The sequence below is a fragment of the Oceaniradius stylonematis genome (genome assembly GCF_965223445.1).
GTDB classification, from domain to species: Bacteria; Pseudomonadota; Alphaproteobacteria; order Rhizobiales; family Rhizobiaceae; genus Roseitalea; species Roseitalea stylonematis.
This window is the reverse complement of sequence record NZ_OZ244994.1, coordinates 132466-149003: the sequence shown is the minus strand read 5'-3', so window position 1 is coordinate 149003 and position 16538 is coordinate 132466. Positions and strand designations below refer to the sequence as shown.

13 protein-coding genes are annotated in these 16538 nt (G+C 67.0%); 3 read left to right on the top strand and 10 right to left on the bottom strand.

Annotated elements, in window-relative coordinates; genetic code table 11:
• Nucleotides 1–30: 30 nt before the first annotated feature.
• Both mfd and ACOQOU_RS00785 read right to left on the bottom strand, forming a co-directional pair.
• A complete protein-coding gene (gene mfd / locus ACOQOU_RS00790) occupies nucleotides 31–3537 on the bottom strand; it encodes a transcription-repair coupling factor (protein WP_306025577.1) in 3507 nt (1168 codons plus the stop codon).
• Between the two features lie 2 nt (nucleotides 3538–3539).
• Nucleotides 3540–3815 (bottom strand): succinate dehydrogenase assembly factor 2, encoded by a 276-nt coding sequence (locus tag ACOQOU_RS00785; protein ID WP_306025576.1) that lies wholly within the window; start codon nucleotides 3813–3815, stop codon nucleotides 3540–3542.
• 101 nt (nucleotides 3816–3916) lie between these two features.
• On the opposite strand from ACOQOU_RS00785, the gene recG reads away from it, so the two are divergent.
• The gene (gene recG, locus ACOQOU_RS00780; protein ID WP_306025575.1) at nucleotides 3917–6025 is read left to right on the top strand and encodes an ATP-dependent DNA helicase RecG; all 2109 of its coding nucleotides are present in this window, start codon (nucleotides 3917–3919) and stop codon (nucleotides 6023–6025) included.
• Here recG and glmU read toward each other — a convergent pair.
• The gene (gene glmU / locus ACOQOU_RS00775) at nucleotides 6022–7380 is read right to left on the bottom strand and encodes a bifunctional UDP-N-acetylglucosamine diphosphorylase/glucosamine-1-phosphate N-acetyltransferase GlmU (RefSeq protein ID WP_306025574.1); all 1359 of its coding nucleotides are present in this window, start codon (nucleotides 7378–7380) and stop codon (nucleotides 6022–6024) included. The two genes, recG and glmU, sit on opposite strands and share 4 nt — an antisense overlap.
• 105 nt (nucleotides 7381–7485) lie before the next feature.
• On the opposite strand from glmU, the gene ACOQOU_RS00770 reads away from it, so the two are divergent.
• The gene (locus ACOQOU_RS00770) at nucleotides 7486–8415 is read left to right on the top strand and encodes a DMT family transporter (protein ID WP_306025573.1); all 930 of its coding nucleotides are present in this window, start codon (nucleotides 7486–7488) and stop codon (nucleotides 8413–8415) included.
• Between the two features lie 6 nt (nucleotides 8416–8421).
• Here ACOQOU_RS00770 and tgt read toward each other — a convergent pair whose 3' ends face one another.
• The 6 genes from tgt to ACOQOU_RS00740 all read right to left on the bottom strand — a co-directional run bounded on the left by tgt (nucleotide 8422) and on the right by ACOQOU_RS00740 (nucleotide 12845).
• Nucleotides 8422–9549, bottom strand: coding sequence for a tRNA guanosine(34) transglycosylase Tgt (gene tgt / locus ACOQOU_RS00765; protein ID WP_306025572.1), 1128 nt, complete (start codon nucleotides 9547–9549; stop codon nucleotides 8422–8424).
• Entirely contained in the window at nucleotides 9542–10621 is a 1080-nt protein-coding gene (gene queA / locus ACOQOU_RS00760) for a tRNA preQ1(34) S-adenosylmethionine ribosyltransferase-isomerase QueA (RefSeq protein ID WP_306025571.1), read from the bottom strand. Before queA ends, tgt begins: the two co-directional genes overlap by 8 nt.
• 67 nt (nucleotides 10622–10688) lie before the next feature.
• Complete coding sequence (locus ACOQOU_RS00755) at nucleotides 10689–11195, bottom strand: peptidylprolyl isomerase (RefSeq protein ID WP_306025570.1); 507 nt, start codon at nucleotides 11193–11195, stop codon at nucleotides 10689–10691.
• A gap of 29 nt (nucleotides 11196–11224) precedes the next feature.
• Nucleotides 11225–11815 carry a peptidylprolyl isomerase gene (locus tag ACOQOU_RS00750; protein ID WP_109767150.1) on the bottom strand — a complete coding sequence of 197 codons (591 nt, stop codon included), beginning with the start codon at nucleotides 11813–11815 and terminating at the stop codon, nucleotides 11225–11227.
• A 30-nt stretch (nucleotides 11816–11845) separates the two neighbouring features.
• The gene (coaD, locus tag ACOQOU_RS00745; protein WP_306025569.1) at nucleotides 11846–12343 is read right to left on the bottom strand and encodes a pantetheine-phosphate adenylyltransferase; all 498 of its coding nucleotides are present in this window, start codon (nucleotides 12341–12343) and stop codon (nucleotides 11846–11848) included.
• An 85-nt stretch (nucleotides 12344–12428) separates the two neighbouring features.
• On the bottom strand, nucleotides 12429–12845 hold the full coding sequence (locus ACOQOU_RS00740) for a hypothetical protein (RefSeq protein ID WP_420578762.1): 417 nt from the start codon (nucleotides 12843–12845) through the stop codon (nucleotides 12429–12431).
• Between the two features lie 337 nt (nucleotides 12846–13182).
• Between ACOQOU_RS00740 and lexA the strand changes: the two genes are divergently transcribed.
• Entirely contained in the window at nucleotides 13183–13905 is a 723-nt protein-coding gene (gene lexA / locus ACOQOU_RS00735) for a transcriptional repressor LexA (protein ID WP_109767213.1), read from the top strand.
• A gap of 96 nt (nucleotides 13906–14001) precedes the next feature.
• On the opposite strand, the gene ACOQOU_RS00730 is transcribed toward lexA, so the two are convergent.
• The gene (locus ACOQOU_RS00730; RefSeq protein WP_306025567.1) at nucleotides 14002–16440 is read right to left on the bottom strand and encodes a ComEC/Rec2 family competence protein; all 2439 of its coding nucleotides are present in this window, start codon (nucleotides 16438–16440) and stop codon (nucleotides 14002–14004) included.
• Between the last annotated feature and the right edge of the window lie 98 nt (nucleotides 16441–16538).

The window sequence follows — 16538 nt, the reverse complement described above, 5'->3', positions numbered from 1 at the left end:
CGGTGCCATGCGCCGGCGGTTTTTCGTTGGTCAGGCGGCGGCCTTGTGCGCTTTGGCCAGGTTGGCGAGCTTGGTCATCAGCACCGCAGCGCCCGCGAGCCTTTTTTCCGGCGTCGGCCAGTTGCGCGAGAACACGACGGACTGGTCCGGCCTGATCTTCGCCAGCGCGCCCTGCTCGGCAATCCACTGGACGAGCCCCGCCGGATCGGCGAATTGCTGGCCGCGGAACTGGACGACCGCTCCCTTGGGGCCGGCATCGAGCTTTTCGACATTTGCCTGCCTGCACAGCGCCTTGATGTAGACGATCTTCAGCAGGTGCTCGACTTCCTCGGGCAGCGGGCCGAACCGGTCGATCAGCTCGGCGCCGAAGCCGTCGATCTCCTCGACGCTCTCGAATCCACCGAGCCGGCGATAGAGCGACAGGCGCAGCGACAGGTCCGGCACATAGCTCTCCGGGATCATCACCGGTGTGCCGACGGTGATCTGCGGCGACCATTCGCCATGGTCCGCATCGTCCTCGCCCTTGAGTTCGGCGACCGCTTCCTCGAGCATTTGCTGATAAAGCTCGAAGCCCACTTCCTTGATATGGCCGGACTGCTCCTCGCCCAGAAGATTGCCGGCGCCGCGGATATCGAGATCGTGGCTGGCAAGCTGGAATCCGGCGCCGAGCGTGTCGAGCGATTGCAGCACTTTCAGCCGCCGTTCGGCGGTCTTGGTCAGCGGCTTGTTGGCCGGCAGCGTGAAAAGCGCATAGGCGCGCAGCTTCGACCGGCCGACACGGCCGCGCAACTGGTAGAGCTGGGCCAGGCCGAACATGTCCGCCCGGTGCACGACGAGGGTGTTGGCCGACGGGATGTCCAGCCCGCTTTCGACGATCGTCGTCGACAGCAGCACATCGTAGGAGCCGTCATAGAATGCATTCATGATGTCTTCGAGTTCACCCGGCGCCATCTGGCCATGGGCGACGGCGACCTTCAGTTCGGGCACGTTCTCGTCGAGATAGGCCTTGACGTCACCAAGGTCGGAGATGCGCGGCACGACGTAAAAGCTCTGGCCGCCGCGATAGCGCTCACGCAGCAGCGTCTCGCGGATCACCAGCGGGTCGAACGGGGCGATGAACGTGCGCACCGCGAGGCGATCCACCGGCGCGGTGGTGATCAGCGACAGTTCGCGCACGCCCGTCAGCGCCAGTTGCAGCGTGCGCGGGATCGGCGTTGCCGAAAGCGTCAGCACATGCACGTCCGATTTGAGCTCCTTGAGCCGTTCCTTGTGCTTGACGCCGAAATGCTGCTCCTCGTCGACGATCAGAAGGCCGAGCTGCTTGAAGCGGATGCCCTGCCCCAGAAGCGCGTGCGTGCCGATGACGATATCGACGCTGCCATCGGCGATGCCTTTCTTGGCGTCGGCCAGCGCCTTGGGGCCGGCCAGCCGCGAGGCATGGGCGAGATTGACGGGAAGCCCGGCAAAGCGATCAGAGAAAGATTTGAAATGCTGTCGCGCCAGAAGCGTTGTCGGCACGACCACGGCGACCTGAAGACCGTTCATGGCGGCAAGGAACGCGGCGCGCAGCGCAACCTCGGTCTTGCCGAAGCCGACATCGCCGCAGATCAGCCGGTCCATCGGCCGGCCTTTTGCCAGATCGTCCTCGACCGCGTCGATCGCCGTCAGCTGGTCCTCGGTCTCGTCATAGGGAAAGCGCGCGGCGAACTCGTCGTAGATGCCCTCGGGCGCACGCAGTTCGGGCGCCGAGCGCATCTGCCGGGCGGCGGCGATGGCGATCAGATCGCCCGCCATGTCGAGCAACCGCTTCTTCAGCCTGGCCTTGCGCGCCTGCCATGCGCCACCGCCGAGCCGGTCGAGCTGCGCTTCGGCGCTGTCGGAGCCGTAGCGCGACAAAAGCTCGATGTTTTCGACCGGCAGGAACAGCCGGTCGTCGCCGTGGTAGCGGATTTCCAGACAATCATGCGGCGCGCCGGCGGCCTCGATCGTCTTCAGGCCGGCAAAGCGCCCGATGCCGTGATCGACATGGACGACCAGATCGTCCGGGTTGAGGGCGGCGACCTCGGAGATGAAGTCGGCACCGCGTTTTTTCGAGCGCCGCCGCACCAGACGGTCGCCCAGAATGTCCTGCTCGCCGATGACGAGCGTCTTCGACCATTCGAAACCGTGTTCGATGTTCAGGATCGCCGTGGCGACGACGTTCTGCGGCGCGCGCGCCAGTGCCGCGGCGTCCGGCGCGATGCCGGAAAAGCCCTCGAGGCCGTGTTCCTCGAGGATCTGGACGAGCCGCGTCAGCGAACCCTCCGACCAGCCGGCGAGCACGACCCTGCGGCCCTCGCCACGCGCATCGGCAATGAACCGCGCCGCGATCTCAAAGACGTTGACGTCCTTTTGCGCGCGTTCGGCGGAAAAGTTGCGCCCGGCGCGGCCATCGAGCGCGATGATCGCGGTGCCGGCGCTTTCGGGCCGGTCGAACGGGGACAGATGCACCGCCGTCCGCGCCGCCAGCATCGCGTCGAACCCGGCCTTGTCGAGATACAGGAGCTCCGGCGCGACCGGCTTGTAGGGTGCAGCTTCCCCCATCGCCTTGCCTGCGAGCTGGTCGGTGCGCGCCTTGTAATATTCGTCGATCTGGTCGGCCCGCTCGGCGACGGCGTTCATGGCCAGCGGCTCGATTACCACCGGCGCGTCCGGCAGAGCATCGAACAGCGTCTCAAGCCGTTCGGCGAAGAAGGGTAGCCAGTGCTCCATGCCGGCAAACCGCGTCTGCGCGACGATCGAGGCGTAAAGCGCGTCGTCCCTCGCCGGCGCTCCGAAGGTTTCGATGTAGCGCGTGCGAAACCGCGTTACCGAGGCCGCATCGAGCACGACTTCGCTCATCGGCTGCAGGCTGAACGCCTTGCGCTGGTCCGTGGTGCGCTGGGTCGCGGGGTCGAATCCGCGCACCGTCTCCAGCGTGTCGCCGAAGAAATCGAGCCGCACCGGCCCTTCCGAGCCCGGCGCGAACACGTCAAGAATGCCGCCGCGCACGGCATACTCGCCGACTTCGCGCACCGTCGGCACGCGCAAGAAGCCGTTGCCGGTGAGCGTGCCGACCAGTTGCTCCATCGCAATCACTTGACCGGGGCGCACATCGATGGCCTGCGCGGCGATGGTTTCGGGCGGCAGCACACGCTGGAGGACCGCGTTGGCGCTGGTCAGCACGATCGCCCGGCGCGGATTGGCGGCGAGCGCGGCAATGCGTGTCAGCGCCGCAAGGCGCTGCGCGGTGACCTCGGCGCTCGGCGAGACGCGGTCATAGGGCAGACAGTCCCAGGCCGGAAGCTGGATGATGTCGAGCCCTGGCGCTGCAAACGACAGCACCTGCGCGATATCGGCCATGCGGCCCGCATCGCGCGCGATATGGATCAAGGGCGCGTCACTCTGGCCGGCAAGCCCGGCCAGCACAAAGCCTTCCATGCCGTCGGCGACACCGGTCAGGGCGACCTGACCCGCATCGGACGGCACGTGCGGGATGTCGAAGAGCGGATCGGCCATTGTCAGGTGAGCTCGATCTTGTGGTGCGCGCAGATCGCGCGGAACAGCGGCGTGTCGTGCTCGGCGGGCACCGGACCCTCCCCGGTGAACCACTTGAACAGGTCGCGGTCGAGGTTCTCCATCAGCGCCTCGAACGTGGCGAGTTCGTCGGCATCCATCTGCGCGACATGGGCATCGGCATAGCCGCCCAGCACAATGTCCATCTCCTTCATGCCGCGATGCCAGGCGCGAAAGCGCGCGCGGCGGCGGCGTGCATCAAGGGTCTGCGGGTCGGTCATGGCGCGCGAAGGTCCGGTTGGGATGGTGTCGGGCGCATATAGCGAGCGGCAGCCATCATGTCAGCCTTGATCTTGTCTGGCGCGGCAAACATAAACCGCTGATGCGCCCCTCCGTTCTCGATCCGCTGTTTGCGCCGGTGACCACGCTTGAAGGCGTCGGTGCAAAGGTCGGCGGCCTGATCGCGCTGGCGCTGGGCCGCGGCGGCGATCGGGGCGAACCGCATGTCGGCGCGCTGTTGTTCCATCTGCCCCATTCGGTGATCGACCGCAGCGCCCGGCCGACCATCATGGCGGCGGTCCCCGGCACGATCGTCACGCTGACGCTGCATGTCGACCGGCATCAGGCGCCGCCGCGCGGCAACCGGCGGGTGCCCTACCGCGTTTTCTGCCACGACGAATCGGGCGAGATCGCACTGACCTTCTTCCGCGCCCATGGCCAATGGCTGGAGCGCACCCTTCCCGTCGGCGAAACGGTGCTCGTGTCCGGCAAGGTGGAATGGTTCAACGGCCGCGCCTCGATGGTGCATCCCGACCATATGGTGACCGAAGACGAGGCCGACAGCCTGCCGCTGATCGAACCGGTCTATCCGATGACCGCGGGGCTGTCGGGCAAGGTGCTGCGCCGGGCGATCCTGCAGGCGCTCGACCGGATGCCGGACCTGCCCGAATGGCTCGACGCGGCGCTTCTTGCGCGCGAGCGCTGGCCCGCCATGGCCGGGGCACTCGCGGCTATCCATCATCCGCAATCGGCCGCCGATATCGGCCTTGAGACCGTCAATCGCCGGCGGCTCGCCTATGACGAGTTGCTGGCAGGGCAATTGGCGCTCGCGCTTGTGCGCGCAAGGGCCAAACGCACCGCCGGCCGCTCGCTGTCGGGCGACGGCAGTCTGGTTGCCGCCGTCACATTGGCTTTCGGCCATCCGCTGACGGGCGCGCAGCAGCGTTCCTTCGATGAGATTGCTGCCGACATGGCCGCGCCCGACCGCATGCTGCGGCTTCTTCAGGGCGATGTGGGCTCCGGCAAGACGATCGTCGCGCTGATGGCGCTGGCGCGCGTGGTCGAAGCCGGCATGCAGGGCGCGCTGATGGCGCCGACCGAAGTGCTCGCCCGCCAGCACATGGCGACCATCGGCCCGCTGGCTGAAAAGGCCGGGCTGCGCGTCGCCATCCTGACCGGGCGCGACAAGGGCGCCCGCCGCGCCGAGACCCTGACTGCGCTGGAAGCCGGCGACATCGACATTCTGGTCGGCACCCATGCCCTCTTCCAGGAAGGCGTCACCTTCGCCGATCTTGGTCTGGCCGTGATCGACGAGCAGCACCGGTTCGGCGTGCACCAGAGGTTGCTGCTGGCGCAAAAGGGCGGCGGCGCCGACATGCTGGTGATGACCGCCACACCGATCCCGCGCACGCTGGTGCTGACCGCCTACGGCGACATGGATGTCTCAAAGCTCGACGAAAAGCCCGCCGGCCGCAAGCCGGTCGCCACCGTCGCCATGCCGATCGCGCGCCTGGACGAGCTTCTGAACCGCATCCGCACGGCAGTCGACGAGGGGCGCAAGATCTACTGGATCTGCCCGCTGGTCGAGGACAGCGAGGAGGTGCCCGTCATGTCGGCCGAGGCACGCCATGGCGAACTGGCGGGCCTTTTCGGCGACAGCGTGGGTCTGGTGCATGGCCGCATGGCCGGGCCGGAAAAGGACGCCGCGATGGCCGCCTTCAAGGCCGGCGAGACACGTCTTTTGGTCGCGACGACCGTCATAGAAGTCGGCGTCGACGTGCCGGACGCGACGATCATGGTGATCGAACATGCCGAACGGTTCGGCCTGTCGCAGCTGCACCAGTTGCGCGGACGGGTCGGGCGCGGCGCGGACGCTTCGTCCTGCATCCTGCTCTATGGCGAACCTTTGGGCGAAACCGCCCGCGCCCGGCTCGACGTCATGCGGCGCACGGAAGACGGGTTCGTGATCGCCGAGGAGGATCTGCGGCTGCGCGGCGAAGGCGAACTGCTTGGCACCCGCCAGTCCGGCACGCCGGGATTCACGCTGGCGCGGCTCGAAGCCCATGGCGACCTGTTACCGGTGGCGCGCGACGATGCGCGGCTGGTGCTCGAAACCGATCCCGAGCTTGTCTCCGAGCGCGGCAAGGCGCTGCGCATCCTTCTTTACCTGTTCGAGCGCGACGCGGCGGTTCGGCTTTTGGGGGCAGGTTAGCCCGCCGACTTGGCCGCCTTTGCCTTGGCCAACTTCGCGCGCAGGCGCGCGGCGAGCCCGTCCTTGTTGACTTGGCGCGAACGGCCGATGGCCAGCGCGTCGGCGGGCACGTCGTCGGTGACCACGCTGCCCGAGCCGACATAGGCGCCCTCGCCCACCGTCACGGGCGCCACGAGCGCCGAATTCGAGCCGATGAACGCGCCCGCGCCGATCTCCGTATGGTGCTTGCCGAACCCGTCATAGTTGCAGGTGATCGTGCCCGCGCCGATATTGGCGCCCGCGCCGATCGCCGCATCGCCGATATAGGTCAGATGGTTGACCTTCGCCCCTTCTGCCACGGTCGCATTCTTGATCTCGCAGAAATTGCCGACCTTGGCCTTCTCCGACAGCATCGTGCCCGGACGAAGCCGCGCGAACGGGCCGATCTCGGCATTGGGGCCGATGGACGCGCCTTCAATGTGGCTGAACGCCCGAATGCGCGCGCCGGCATCGACGCGTACGCCGGGGCCGAACCAGATATTGGGTTCGAGCGCGGCGCCGGGCGCGATCTGCGTGTCGTGGCTGAGATGGACGGTGTCGGGGGCGGCCATGGCAACGCCCTCCAGCATCAGCGCGCGGCGCCGGCGCTCCTGCCAGATCGCTTCCACTTCGGCCAGTTCGGCGAGCGTGTTGACGCCGATCACATCCTCGACCGGCGCTTCGATGGCGCGCACGTCGAGCCCCTGCCCGCGGGCGATCTCCACCGCATCGGTCAGATAGAACTCGCCCTTGGCATTGTCGTTGCCGATGGCCTTGAGCAGGTTGGCCAGTTTGTCGCCGGCAAACGCCATCAGCCCGCCATTGCAAAAGCCGATCTGCCGTTCGGCTTCGCTTGCGTCCTTGTGCTCGCGGATCGCCACCAGTTGCCCGCCCTGCTCGATCAGCCGGCCATAGCCGTGCGGATCGTCGGGCCGGAAGCCGACGACCACCAGATCGGCCCCGTCCGCCAGCCCGGCGCGCGCCGCTGTGAGCGTTTCGGTCGTGATCAGCGGCGTGTCGCCGAACAGGACCAGCACATCGTCATGGCCCGCTTCGATGGCCGGCATCGCGGCCATGACCGCATCGGCCGTGCCAAGCTGCCGTTCCTGCGTGAAGAACTGCGCGTCGCCCTCGATGGCGCCCAGCTCGGTGCGCACCGCATCGGCGCCATGGCCGACGACGACGGCCAGATCGCCGCTGCCCGCCGCGCGTGCGCGCTGCGTCACATGGCCGACCATCGGCAGGCCGGCGACCTTGTGCAGAACCTTGGGCAGGTCGGACTTCATGCGCGTGCCCGCGCCGGCGGCGAGGACGATGGTCAGGCAGGTGCGCGGCATGGATGGCTCCCCGGTTTGCGGCCGTTGTCGCGCCCGTCTATCCGCAAAGGCGCGCCATTTCCAGACGGCGCTTGCCGGCGGCGGGCTTCACGGTTACTCGGGGCCATGTCACAGCAAACCGCATCGCCGCCCCAGGCCCTTCCCTATGCGGTGATGCTGGCAACGCCGCTTTTCTTTTCGACCAACATCATTTTCGGGCGTTACGTCGCGGGCGATACGGCACCCTTCGTGCTGGCTTTTCTGCGCTGGGCCTCGGTCGCCGCGATCCTGCTGCCGTTTGCGCTGGTCCGCCAAGGCGCCGCGGTGCGCGCCGTTCTGGCCGACCATTGGCGCCTGCTGCTGACGCTGGGGTTTCTTGGCATGGGCCTTTCGGGCGGTGTCGTCTATCTCGGCCTGAGCCTGACGACGGCCACCAACGCCACGCTGATCTATTCGACCGCGCCGATCCTGATCATCCTGCTCGAGCGGCTGTTTCGCGGCCGCGCCATCGGCCTGCGCGAGACGGCCGGCATCGCGCTGGGCTTTGCCGGCGTTGCGATCATCGTCCTGCGCGGCGATCTGACGACGCTGGCCCGGCTGACCTTCAATCCCGGCGACCTGCTGATCGCCATGGCCTCTCTCTCCTGGGCCGGTTATTCGATCCTCTATCGCGCCGAGGGTCTCCGGCGGCTCGACAATATGAGCCTGTTCGCGCTGGTTGCCGGCTTCGGCGCGCTGGTCAATCTACCGTTCGCCGCCGTCGATCTGGTATCGGCCGAGGGCCTGCCGGCGACGCGCGAGGCCTGGTACGCCACGGGCGGGATCGTGCTCATCTCGTCGCTGCTGGCGTTTTCGGGCTTCCAGTATGGCGTGCGTGCGCTCGGCGCCTCGGTCGCCGGCATGTTCATGTATCTGATGACGCCCTATGGCGTGCTGATGGCGATCGTCTTTCTGGGCGAGCGGCTCGAACCGTTCCATCTGGCGGGCATCGTGCTGGTGATGACCGGGATCGGCATTGCGACGCTGCCGGCGAAACTGTTCCGGCGCCGCCGCTAACGGCGGCTACAAGGCCGCGATGTCGCCGGCCTCCCACATCGCCTCGGTCTCGGCGGCGAAGGCGGCAAAGCGCCCCTCCTCGATGGCGTTGCGCATCTCACGCATAAGCCACTGATAATAAAACGTGTTGTGCCAGCTCAGCAGCATCATGCCGAGCATTTCGCCCGACCGGATCAGATGATGCAGATAGGCGCGCGAATAGTCCCGCGAGGCCGGGCAATCCATCTGATCGTCGAGCGGCCGGTGGTCCTCGGCGTGGCGGGCGTTCTTCAGGTTGACGCGGCCGCGCCGCGTGAAAGCGAGACCGTGCCGGCCCGAACGGGTGGGCATGACGCAATCGAACATGTCGACCCCGCGCGCGACCGAGCGCAACAGGTCCTGGGGCGTGCCGACGCCCATCAGATAGCGCGGCTTGTCCGCCGGCAGGATCGGGCAGACCACGTCCAGCATGGCCAGCATTACGGCCTGCGGTTCGCCGACCGCCAGACCGCCGATCGAGTAGCCTTTCAGATCCATCGCGGTGAGCGCTCTGGCGGATTGCTCGCGCAGGCTCTCGTCGTCGCCACCCTGCACGATGCCGAACATCGCCTTGCCCGGCTTGTCGCCGAACGCGACACGGCAGCGCTCGGCCCAGCGCAGCGACAGTTCCATCGCCGCCTTCATCGTGTCCGCTTCGGCGGGCAGCGCGACGCACTCGTCGAGCTGCATCTGGATGTCGGAGCCGAGCAGTCCCTGTATCTCGATCGAGCGTTCCGGGCTCATCTCGTGGATGGCGCCGTCGACATGGCTCTTGAAGGTGACGCCCTCTTCGCTCATCTGGCGCAGCGCCGACAGGCTCATCACCTGAAAACCGCCCGAATCGGTCAGGATCGGCCTGTCCCACCCGATGAAGCGGTGCAGGCCGCCGAGCCGGTCGATCCGCTCGGCGCCCGGGCGCAGCATCAGGTGATAGGTGTTGCCCAAGATGATGTCAGCACCGGCGTCCCTGACCTGATCAAGATAGAGCCCCTTGACCGTCCCGGCGGTGCCGACTGGCATGAAGGCGGGCGTTGCGATGGCGCCGCGCCCGGTCGTCACGGTGCCGCGCCGTGCGCCGCCGTCGGTCGCATGGAGGGCAAAGCCGAACTCAGCCATCGGGATCGTTCCGGAACAGTAGGCTGGAATCGCCATAGGAATAGAAGCGGTAGCCGGTCTCGATCGCATGGGCATACGCGGCCCGCATGGTCTCGAGCCCGGCAAAGGCCGACACCAGCATCATCAGCGTCGAGCGCGGCAGGTGGAAGTTGGTCATCAGCACATCGACGCAGCGGAACCGGTAGCCGGGCGTGATGAAGATGTCGGTCGCGCCGGCGAAGGAATGGACGGTGCCCGCCTCATCGGCGGCGCTTTCGAGCAGCCGCAGCGAGGTCGTGCCGACCGAGACGATCCGGCCGCCCCGCGCCCGGGTCTGATTGATCAGCGCGGCGGTCGCTTTGGACACATGGCCGATCTCGGCGTGCATCCTGTGGTCGTCGGTATCGTCGGCCTTGACCGGAAGGAACGTGCCGGCGCCGACATGCAGCGTGACGAAGGCACGGTTGACGCCGGCCGCATCGAGCTTGTCGAACAGCCGGTCGGTGAAGTGCAGGCCGGCCGTGGGCGCGGCCACCGCGCCGTCCTCGCGGGCATAGACGGTCTGATAATCGGTGCGGTCGCGTTCGTCGTCGGCGCGTTTGGACGCGATATAGGGCGGCAGCGGAATGTGGCCGGCCAGGGCGATCGCGGCGTCAAGGTCGGGACCGGCCAGATCGAAGGCGAGCGTCACCTCGCCGCCCTCGGCCTTCTCGGCGACCGTCGCGTCGAGCGCGCCGGCAAGGCAGGCTTCTGCGGTTTCGCCGAACCGGATGCGGTCGCCGACACGCAGCTTCTTGGCGCCGCGCACGAACGCCTTCCACCGGTCGGGGCCCTCGCGCATGTGCAGCGTCGCGCCTACGGACGCGATCTGGCCGTCACGCTCGCGGGTCCCTTCGAGCTGGGCCGGGATGACGCGCGTGTCGTTGAACACCATCAGGTCGCCCGCCGACAGGAAGGACGGCAGGTCCATGACGCCCGCGTCGGTCAGGCCGGTATCGCGCACCACAAGCATGCGCGCCGCATCGCGCGGCTCGGCCGGGCGCAGCGCGATCCGTTCCTCGGGCAGGTCAAAATCGAACTCATCGACGCGCACGATCGATCCCCAAAATGAAAACAGGACGCCGCGGCGCGGCGCCCTGCAAGACGCATGACGGCCGCTATCAGAGGTCTGCCGCGACCTTCATCGAGACGATCGAATCAGGATCCTGCACCGGCTCGCCGCGCTTGATCCGGTCGACATTGTCCATGCCTTCGATCACCTCGCCCCAGACCGTGTACTGATTGTCGAGGAACGAGGCGTCCTCGAAACAGATGAAGAATTGCGAGTTCGCCGAATTGGGGTTTTGGGCGCGGGCCATCGAGCAGGTGCCGCGGCCATGGTTGGCGCCGGAGAATTCGGCCTTGAGATCGGGCTTGGACGAGCCGCCCATGCCGGCGCGGCCGGGATCGAAATGGGCGCCGCCCTTCTTGCCGAAACGCACATCGCCGGTCTGCGCCATGAAGCCGTCAATGACGCGGTGGAAGACCACGCCGTCATAGTCGCCCGCGCGCGCCAGTTCCTTGATGCGCGCGACATGACCGGGGGCCAGATCGGGCTTCATCTCGATCACGACTTCGCCCTTGGTGGTTTCCATGACGAGCGTGTTCTCGGGGTCCTTGTAAGCCAATGGGATATCCTCTCCTTGAAATCGTGTGACTACTGATCGGCCATCTCGACCTTGATCATGCGGTCGGGGTCGGCGACGGCGCCGTTCTGCGCCTGCGAGCCGCGCGTGATGTTGTCGACATATTCCATGCCGCTGACGACGCTGCCGACGACCGTGTACTGGCCGTCGAGAAAACGGCCCTCGTCGAACATGATGAAGAACTGGGAATTGGCCGAGTTCGGGCTCTGCGAGCGTGCCATGCCGACGACGCCGCGCATGAAGGGCTCGCCCGAGAACTCGGCCGGAAGGTCCGGCAGGTCGGAGCCGCCGGTGCCGGCGCGGCGCAGGCTGAACCCGTCTTCCATGTCGCCGAACTGGACGTCGCCGGTCTGCGCCATGAAGCCGTCGATGACGCGGTGAAAGGCGACATTGTCGTAGGCGCCCTGGCGCACCAGCGTCTTGATCTGTTCGACATGCTTCGGCGCCAGATCGGGCCTGAGCGCGACGCGCACCTCGCCGTCCTTGAGCGTGATGACCATCGTGTCCGATGGATCGGCCTCGGCCATCGATATCGAAACCGTCGCGCCGGTCAGGCCGAGCGCGGCGGTGGCGGCCAGCACAATTCGTCGTGTCAAACGCATGAAGGAGCCTCTTTTCGTGTCAGCTTTCGATCAGCCGGCAAACCGCGCCTTGAGCGCCTTTTCCACCGGGCCGGGAACGAAGGGCGACACATCGCCGCCCATGGCCGCGATCTGGCGCACCAATGTGGCGGCGATGGGACGGGTTTCGGCCGCCGCGGGCACGAACACGGTCTCGATGTCCGGCGCCATGGCCGTGTTCATGCCGGCCATCTGCATCTCATAGGCATAATCGGTGGAATCGCGCAGGCCGCGCAGCATGGCGACCGCGCCCGCCGCGCGCGCCGCATCGACCACCAGCCCGTCGAACGCGGTTACCGACACCCGGTCGCCGGCAAGGCCCGCCTCGTCCAGCGCGGCGCGGATCAGGCTTTCGCGCTCATCGAAAGCGAACAGGCCTTTCTTGCCGGCATGGGTGCCGATGGCGACCGTCACGCGGTCGAACAGCGCGAGACCGGCCCGCAGCACGGACAGGTGCCCGTTGGTCAACGGGTCGAAGGAGCCCGCATAGATGGCCGAACGTTTGCTCATCGGGTGCGTGTAGGAAAAAAGCGGCGCGCCTGCAAAGCCTTTTCGGCGGGCAGCAAGCCTTCATGATCGGCGACGACGGCGCGCGTCAGCCGGTTTCGCAGGTCACCGCATAGGCGCCCTGTCCGACGATCCGCAAAATTCCGGCTTCCGCGCCGGCCTTGTCCTCGAACGCGCGCTCGAGACGCAGCGTGATCAGGATCTCCTCGACATTGGGATCGGTGAAATCCGCCCAAAGGCGCTCGGAACTCGTATAGCCCTGCCCGAACAGGATCGTTTCGGCATCCTCGCCCTCCGGCGGATTGGTCGCATAGACCGTGCCGTCCGCTTCGATAACCGCATTGACCACAGCCAGCACCGGCACACGTCCAAGCGTCAGCAGAACGGACGTTCCGGGATCGTCGACACCGGTGCAGGCGACGCTTGCCGTCGCCGACGCCGCGCCGGTCAGCCCCAGCGTGGCAAGCGCGGTTGCGCATAACAATCGCCCCGGACCGGCCATCATCCACTCCCTCGAACCGTGAAAACGCATCGCCGTGTGCAACCTATCACATCGCCCGCGCGTTTTCACCGGCACAAACACAGTCATTGTGCCTGTTGGGAGAACCGTCATGATCACGATCTACGCCATCGCCACCGCCGTCACCGTGCTGACCGGCGCCACCGCCCTGTCGTTCGGCCTGATGGTGCGCCCGCGCGACTGACATCGCCGCTGCGCCGCCGGCGTTCGACACGACTGCACGCAGCATTGCAGGCGTTAACCGGATTTTATCCCTTGCGGAACACAAATGGAACAGTTAACGTCTGTTCGACATTTGTTTTCGTTTGTTTCCGGATTCGCCATGCTGACACGCAAACAACTCGACCTCCTGATGTTCATCAATGAACGGCTCAAGGAGACCGGCGTCCCGCCATCCTTCGACGAAATGAAGGAGGCGCTGGATTTGGCGTCGAAGTCCGGCATCCACCGGCTGATCACCGCGCTCGAGGAGCGCGGCTTCATCCGCCGCCTGCCCAACCGGGCGCGGGCGCTGGAAGTGATCAAGCTGCCCGAGGCGATGCAGCCGATCAACCAGGTGCGCCAGCGCTTTTCGCCGAGCGTGGTCGAGGGCGGCCTTGGCCGGCCCGCCGCCCCGTCCGTTCCCGCCGCTCCGCCGCGCGAGGCGCCCGATGGCGCCAATGACGATTTCAGCGTTCCGGTGATGGGCAAGATCGCCGCCGGTGTTCCGATTTCCGCGATCGAGAACCAGACGCGGTCGCTGGTCGTGCCGCCCGACATGATGGGCAAGGGCGAACACTACGCGCTCGATGTCGAGGGCGATTCGATGATCCATGCCGGCATTCTCGATGGCGACACGGTGGTGATCAAACGCACCGACACGGCCAATCCCGGCGAGATCGTCGTCGCTCTGGTCGATGACGAGGAAGCCACCCTCAAACGTTTCCGCCGCAAGGGCGCCTCGATTGCGCTGGAAGCGGCCAACCCAGCCTATGAGACCCGCATTTTCGGGCCCGACCGGGTGCGGATACAGGGGCGGCTGGTCGGTCTCGTCCGGCGCTACTGAGGGTCAGGCGCTAAAGCGGATCAGGAACCGGTCCGATCTGGCGGGTGGTTGGGCGATGTGGCTATTGTCGGCACGCAGCGTGCCGGGCCAGCGCGTTTAATTCCTTTCGGCGAGGTTGCGGGCCGCCCGGCTCCATCGACGGTGATCGTGCCAGGGCCGCAAGGATGCGCCGATCGCATGACGTGCCGTCAGTTTCGGTTCGCCTGAAGCATCGGTTCGGACTGCGATTTCCGCGCTGCCTTGCAGGGCAAGCGTCTGCGCCGTCAGCACCAGCGTGCCGTCGTTGCAGTGCGCAGTTGATGGCGCATAGGCCAGCACGATCAGATCGAATCGCCGGCACAGTTCACCTCCGCTCAACGGTCCGTCCGCCGGTTCCGTGAGGATCGCGATATCGACCGAAGCGCCAGATGCGTGGCGCACATTTGCCATGCAAACCGTCCCGTTGCAGCGCATCGCGCTTTCCCGTCCAGTGCCGTCAGGAGCCTCGGTGAATGGATCATCGACGGAGACGGGCCTGGTCACCGTCCGCGCCGCATAGGCCATCTGCCATTGTTCGAGGATGAACCCGTTCGGCCGCGCACGGTTGACGCGCAGCGTGCCATCGTCGCCGATCATCGCCATCTGCCTGCCGTCCTCGGAGATGACAGCGATCGGCAGTTCGCCCTGCCGGGCAAGCACGATCGCGACGCATGCGGGCAGGATCGCCGCCCAGCGCAGCCAAGTGCGGAACAGGCACAGCCAGGCCAGCGCCACCGTCGCCGCCAGCATGGTGCCCGCGGACATGGCGCCGACCATCCCGTCGGGAGACCGTTCGGCGACCCATTGCGCGATGGACAGGATCCAGCCGGCGCTCGCTGCCATCGCCGCATAGATCGGCCCGTCGATGCCGAACGGGATGGCGAGCGTTGCCAATATCGCCAGCGGCATGGTCAGGAACGAGACGATCGGCATCGCGGCCAGATTGGTCACCAGGCCGAGGACAGCCACGCGCTGGAAATGATAGGCCGCATAAAGCCCGCTGGCGGCGCCTGCGACGATCGAAGTGGCCGCAAGGGCTGCCACGAACCGCCAAGCGTTGGCCGCGGCCGCCGCGGTCCCGCTTTGGATTGGCGTATCGCCGCGCTGCCGTGCCCGTGCAATCCGGGCGCGGTTCCAGCCGTCATAAAGCGCTATCAGCGCCAGCGTCGCGGCAAACGACATGTGAAAGCTCGGCCCGACGACGCTGGCCGGCGCGACGGCGATGACGATGATCGCGGCGATGGCGAGGTTGCGCTTGCTGATCGCCGTCCTGTCGAGCATCAGCGCGCCGAGCATCACCGCCAGCATGACGAATGAGCGTTGCGTGGCAACGCCCGCGCCGGCCAGAAACAGATAGACGAAGATCGCCGCAAAGGCCGCGCTCGCCGCATATTTCTTCACCGCATGGGCCGAAGCCACCGGGCCCGACAGGGCAAGAATCGCGCGGAGCGTCATCATCACCGTGCCGGCGACCAGCGCCATGTGCAGCCCGGAAATCGTCAATATGTGCGCAAGCCCCGAGACGCGCAGCGCCTCGTTGACAGGCTCCGGAATGCCCGACTTGTCGCCATTGACGAGCGCGGCGGACACGGAGCCTGCCTCGCCCGGCGCGGCGGACCGGATGCGGTCGCCGAGCCACAAGCGCGCATTTTGCAGACGGCCGGCGAGGTGAGCCCGCACGCCGTCAGGAGCTTCGACGGCCACCCGATCCGGCGCGCCATAGAAGAAGCCGTTGGCGCCATGGCCGGCGAAATAGCCGTGAAAGGCGAAATCATAACCGCCCGGCCGCGCCGGTCCCGACAGCGGAAAAAGCCGCGCCACGCCCGTCAGCCCGTCGCCGACGCGTACATTGCCTGCAGGGCTGCGGGTGGTGACGCGCAGACGGTCCGGCACATGGCGCAATGCGGGGCGTGCCGTCTCCAGCACATCGAGCGTATAGCGCACCGATCCGTTGGCGCGGGTTTCGATGCGCACGATCCGGCCGGTCAGATGAGTGGTGACGGCGGAGCCGAGCATCTGCGTGCCGCGCGCCATGGTGTGCCACTGCGCGGTCGCCATGCCGACCAGCACGATGAGCGCGGCCAGACAAATCCGGGCCGCCATCCGCGACCGCCGGCCAGCCAGCCACCACAGCAGCGCCGCAAGACCCAGCGCCAGCGGCAGATTGTGGGGTGCCGGTTCCGCCGGAAGCGCGAAATAGGCGGCCGCGCCGGCCAGCAGCAAGACCGGCACGAAGAGGAACGGCGTGCCGAACTCGGTCTCCTCGGCCAGTGCCGCCGGAAACCTCTCCTTCAGCGCCTTCAGGGCAAGGTGCGTCGGGTTGGCTCGACGTATCGTCGGCGGTTGATCCGGATCGCGCTCGACCGGGAACGGCGGCGCTGCGGTTTGGCTTTCGGCTGCCGGCGGTGCGCGCAGTTCGTCCGGCGCCAAGGGCGCGAAGTCAAAGGCGCGGCGCTCGTCCCTTTCGGACGTTTCGCCCCGTCGGTGCCGTGCGCCTGCCTCACCCGAACCCGTCACGCGCTCACCCTTGCGGAGGTGCCTTGACCGCCGTCGGCGCCGAGTGTGCGGCGGCGGCGGCGCGCTTGCAAGTTGGCGATTGTGTGGTACGAGAACGC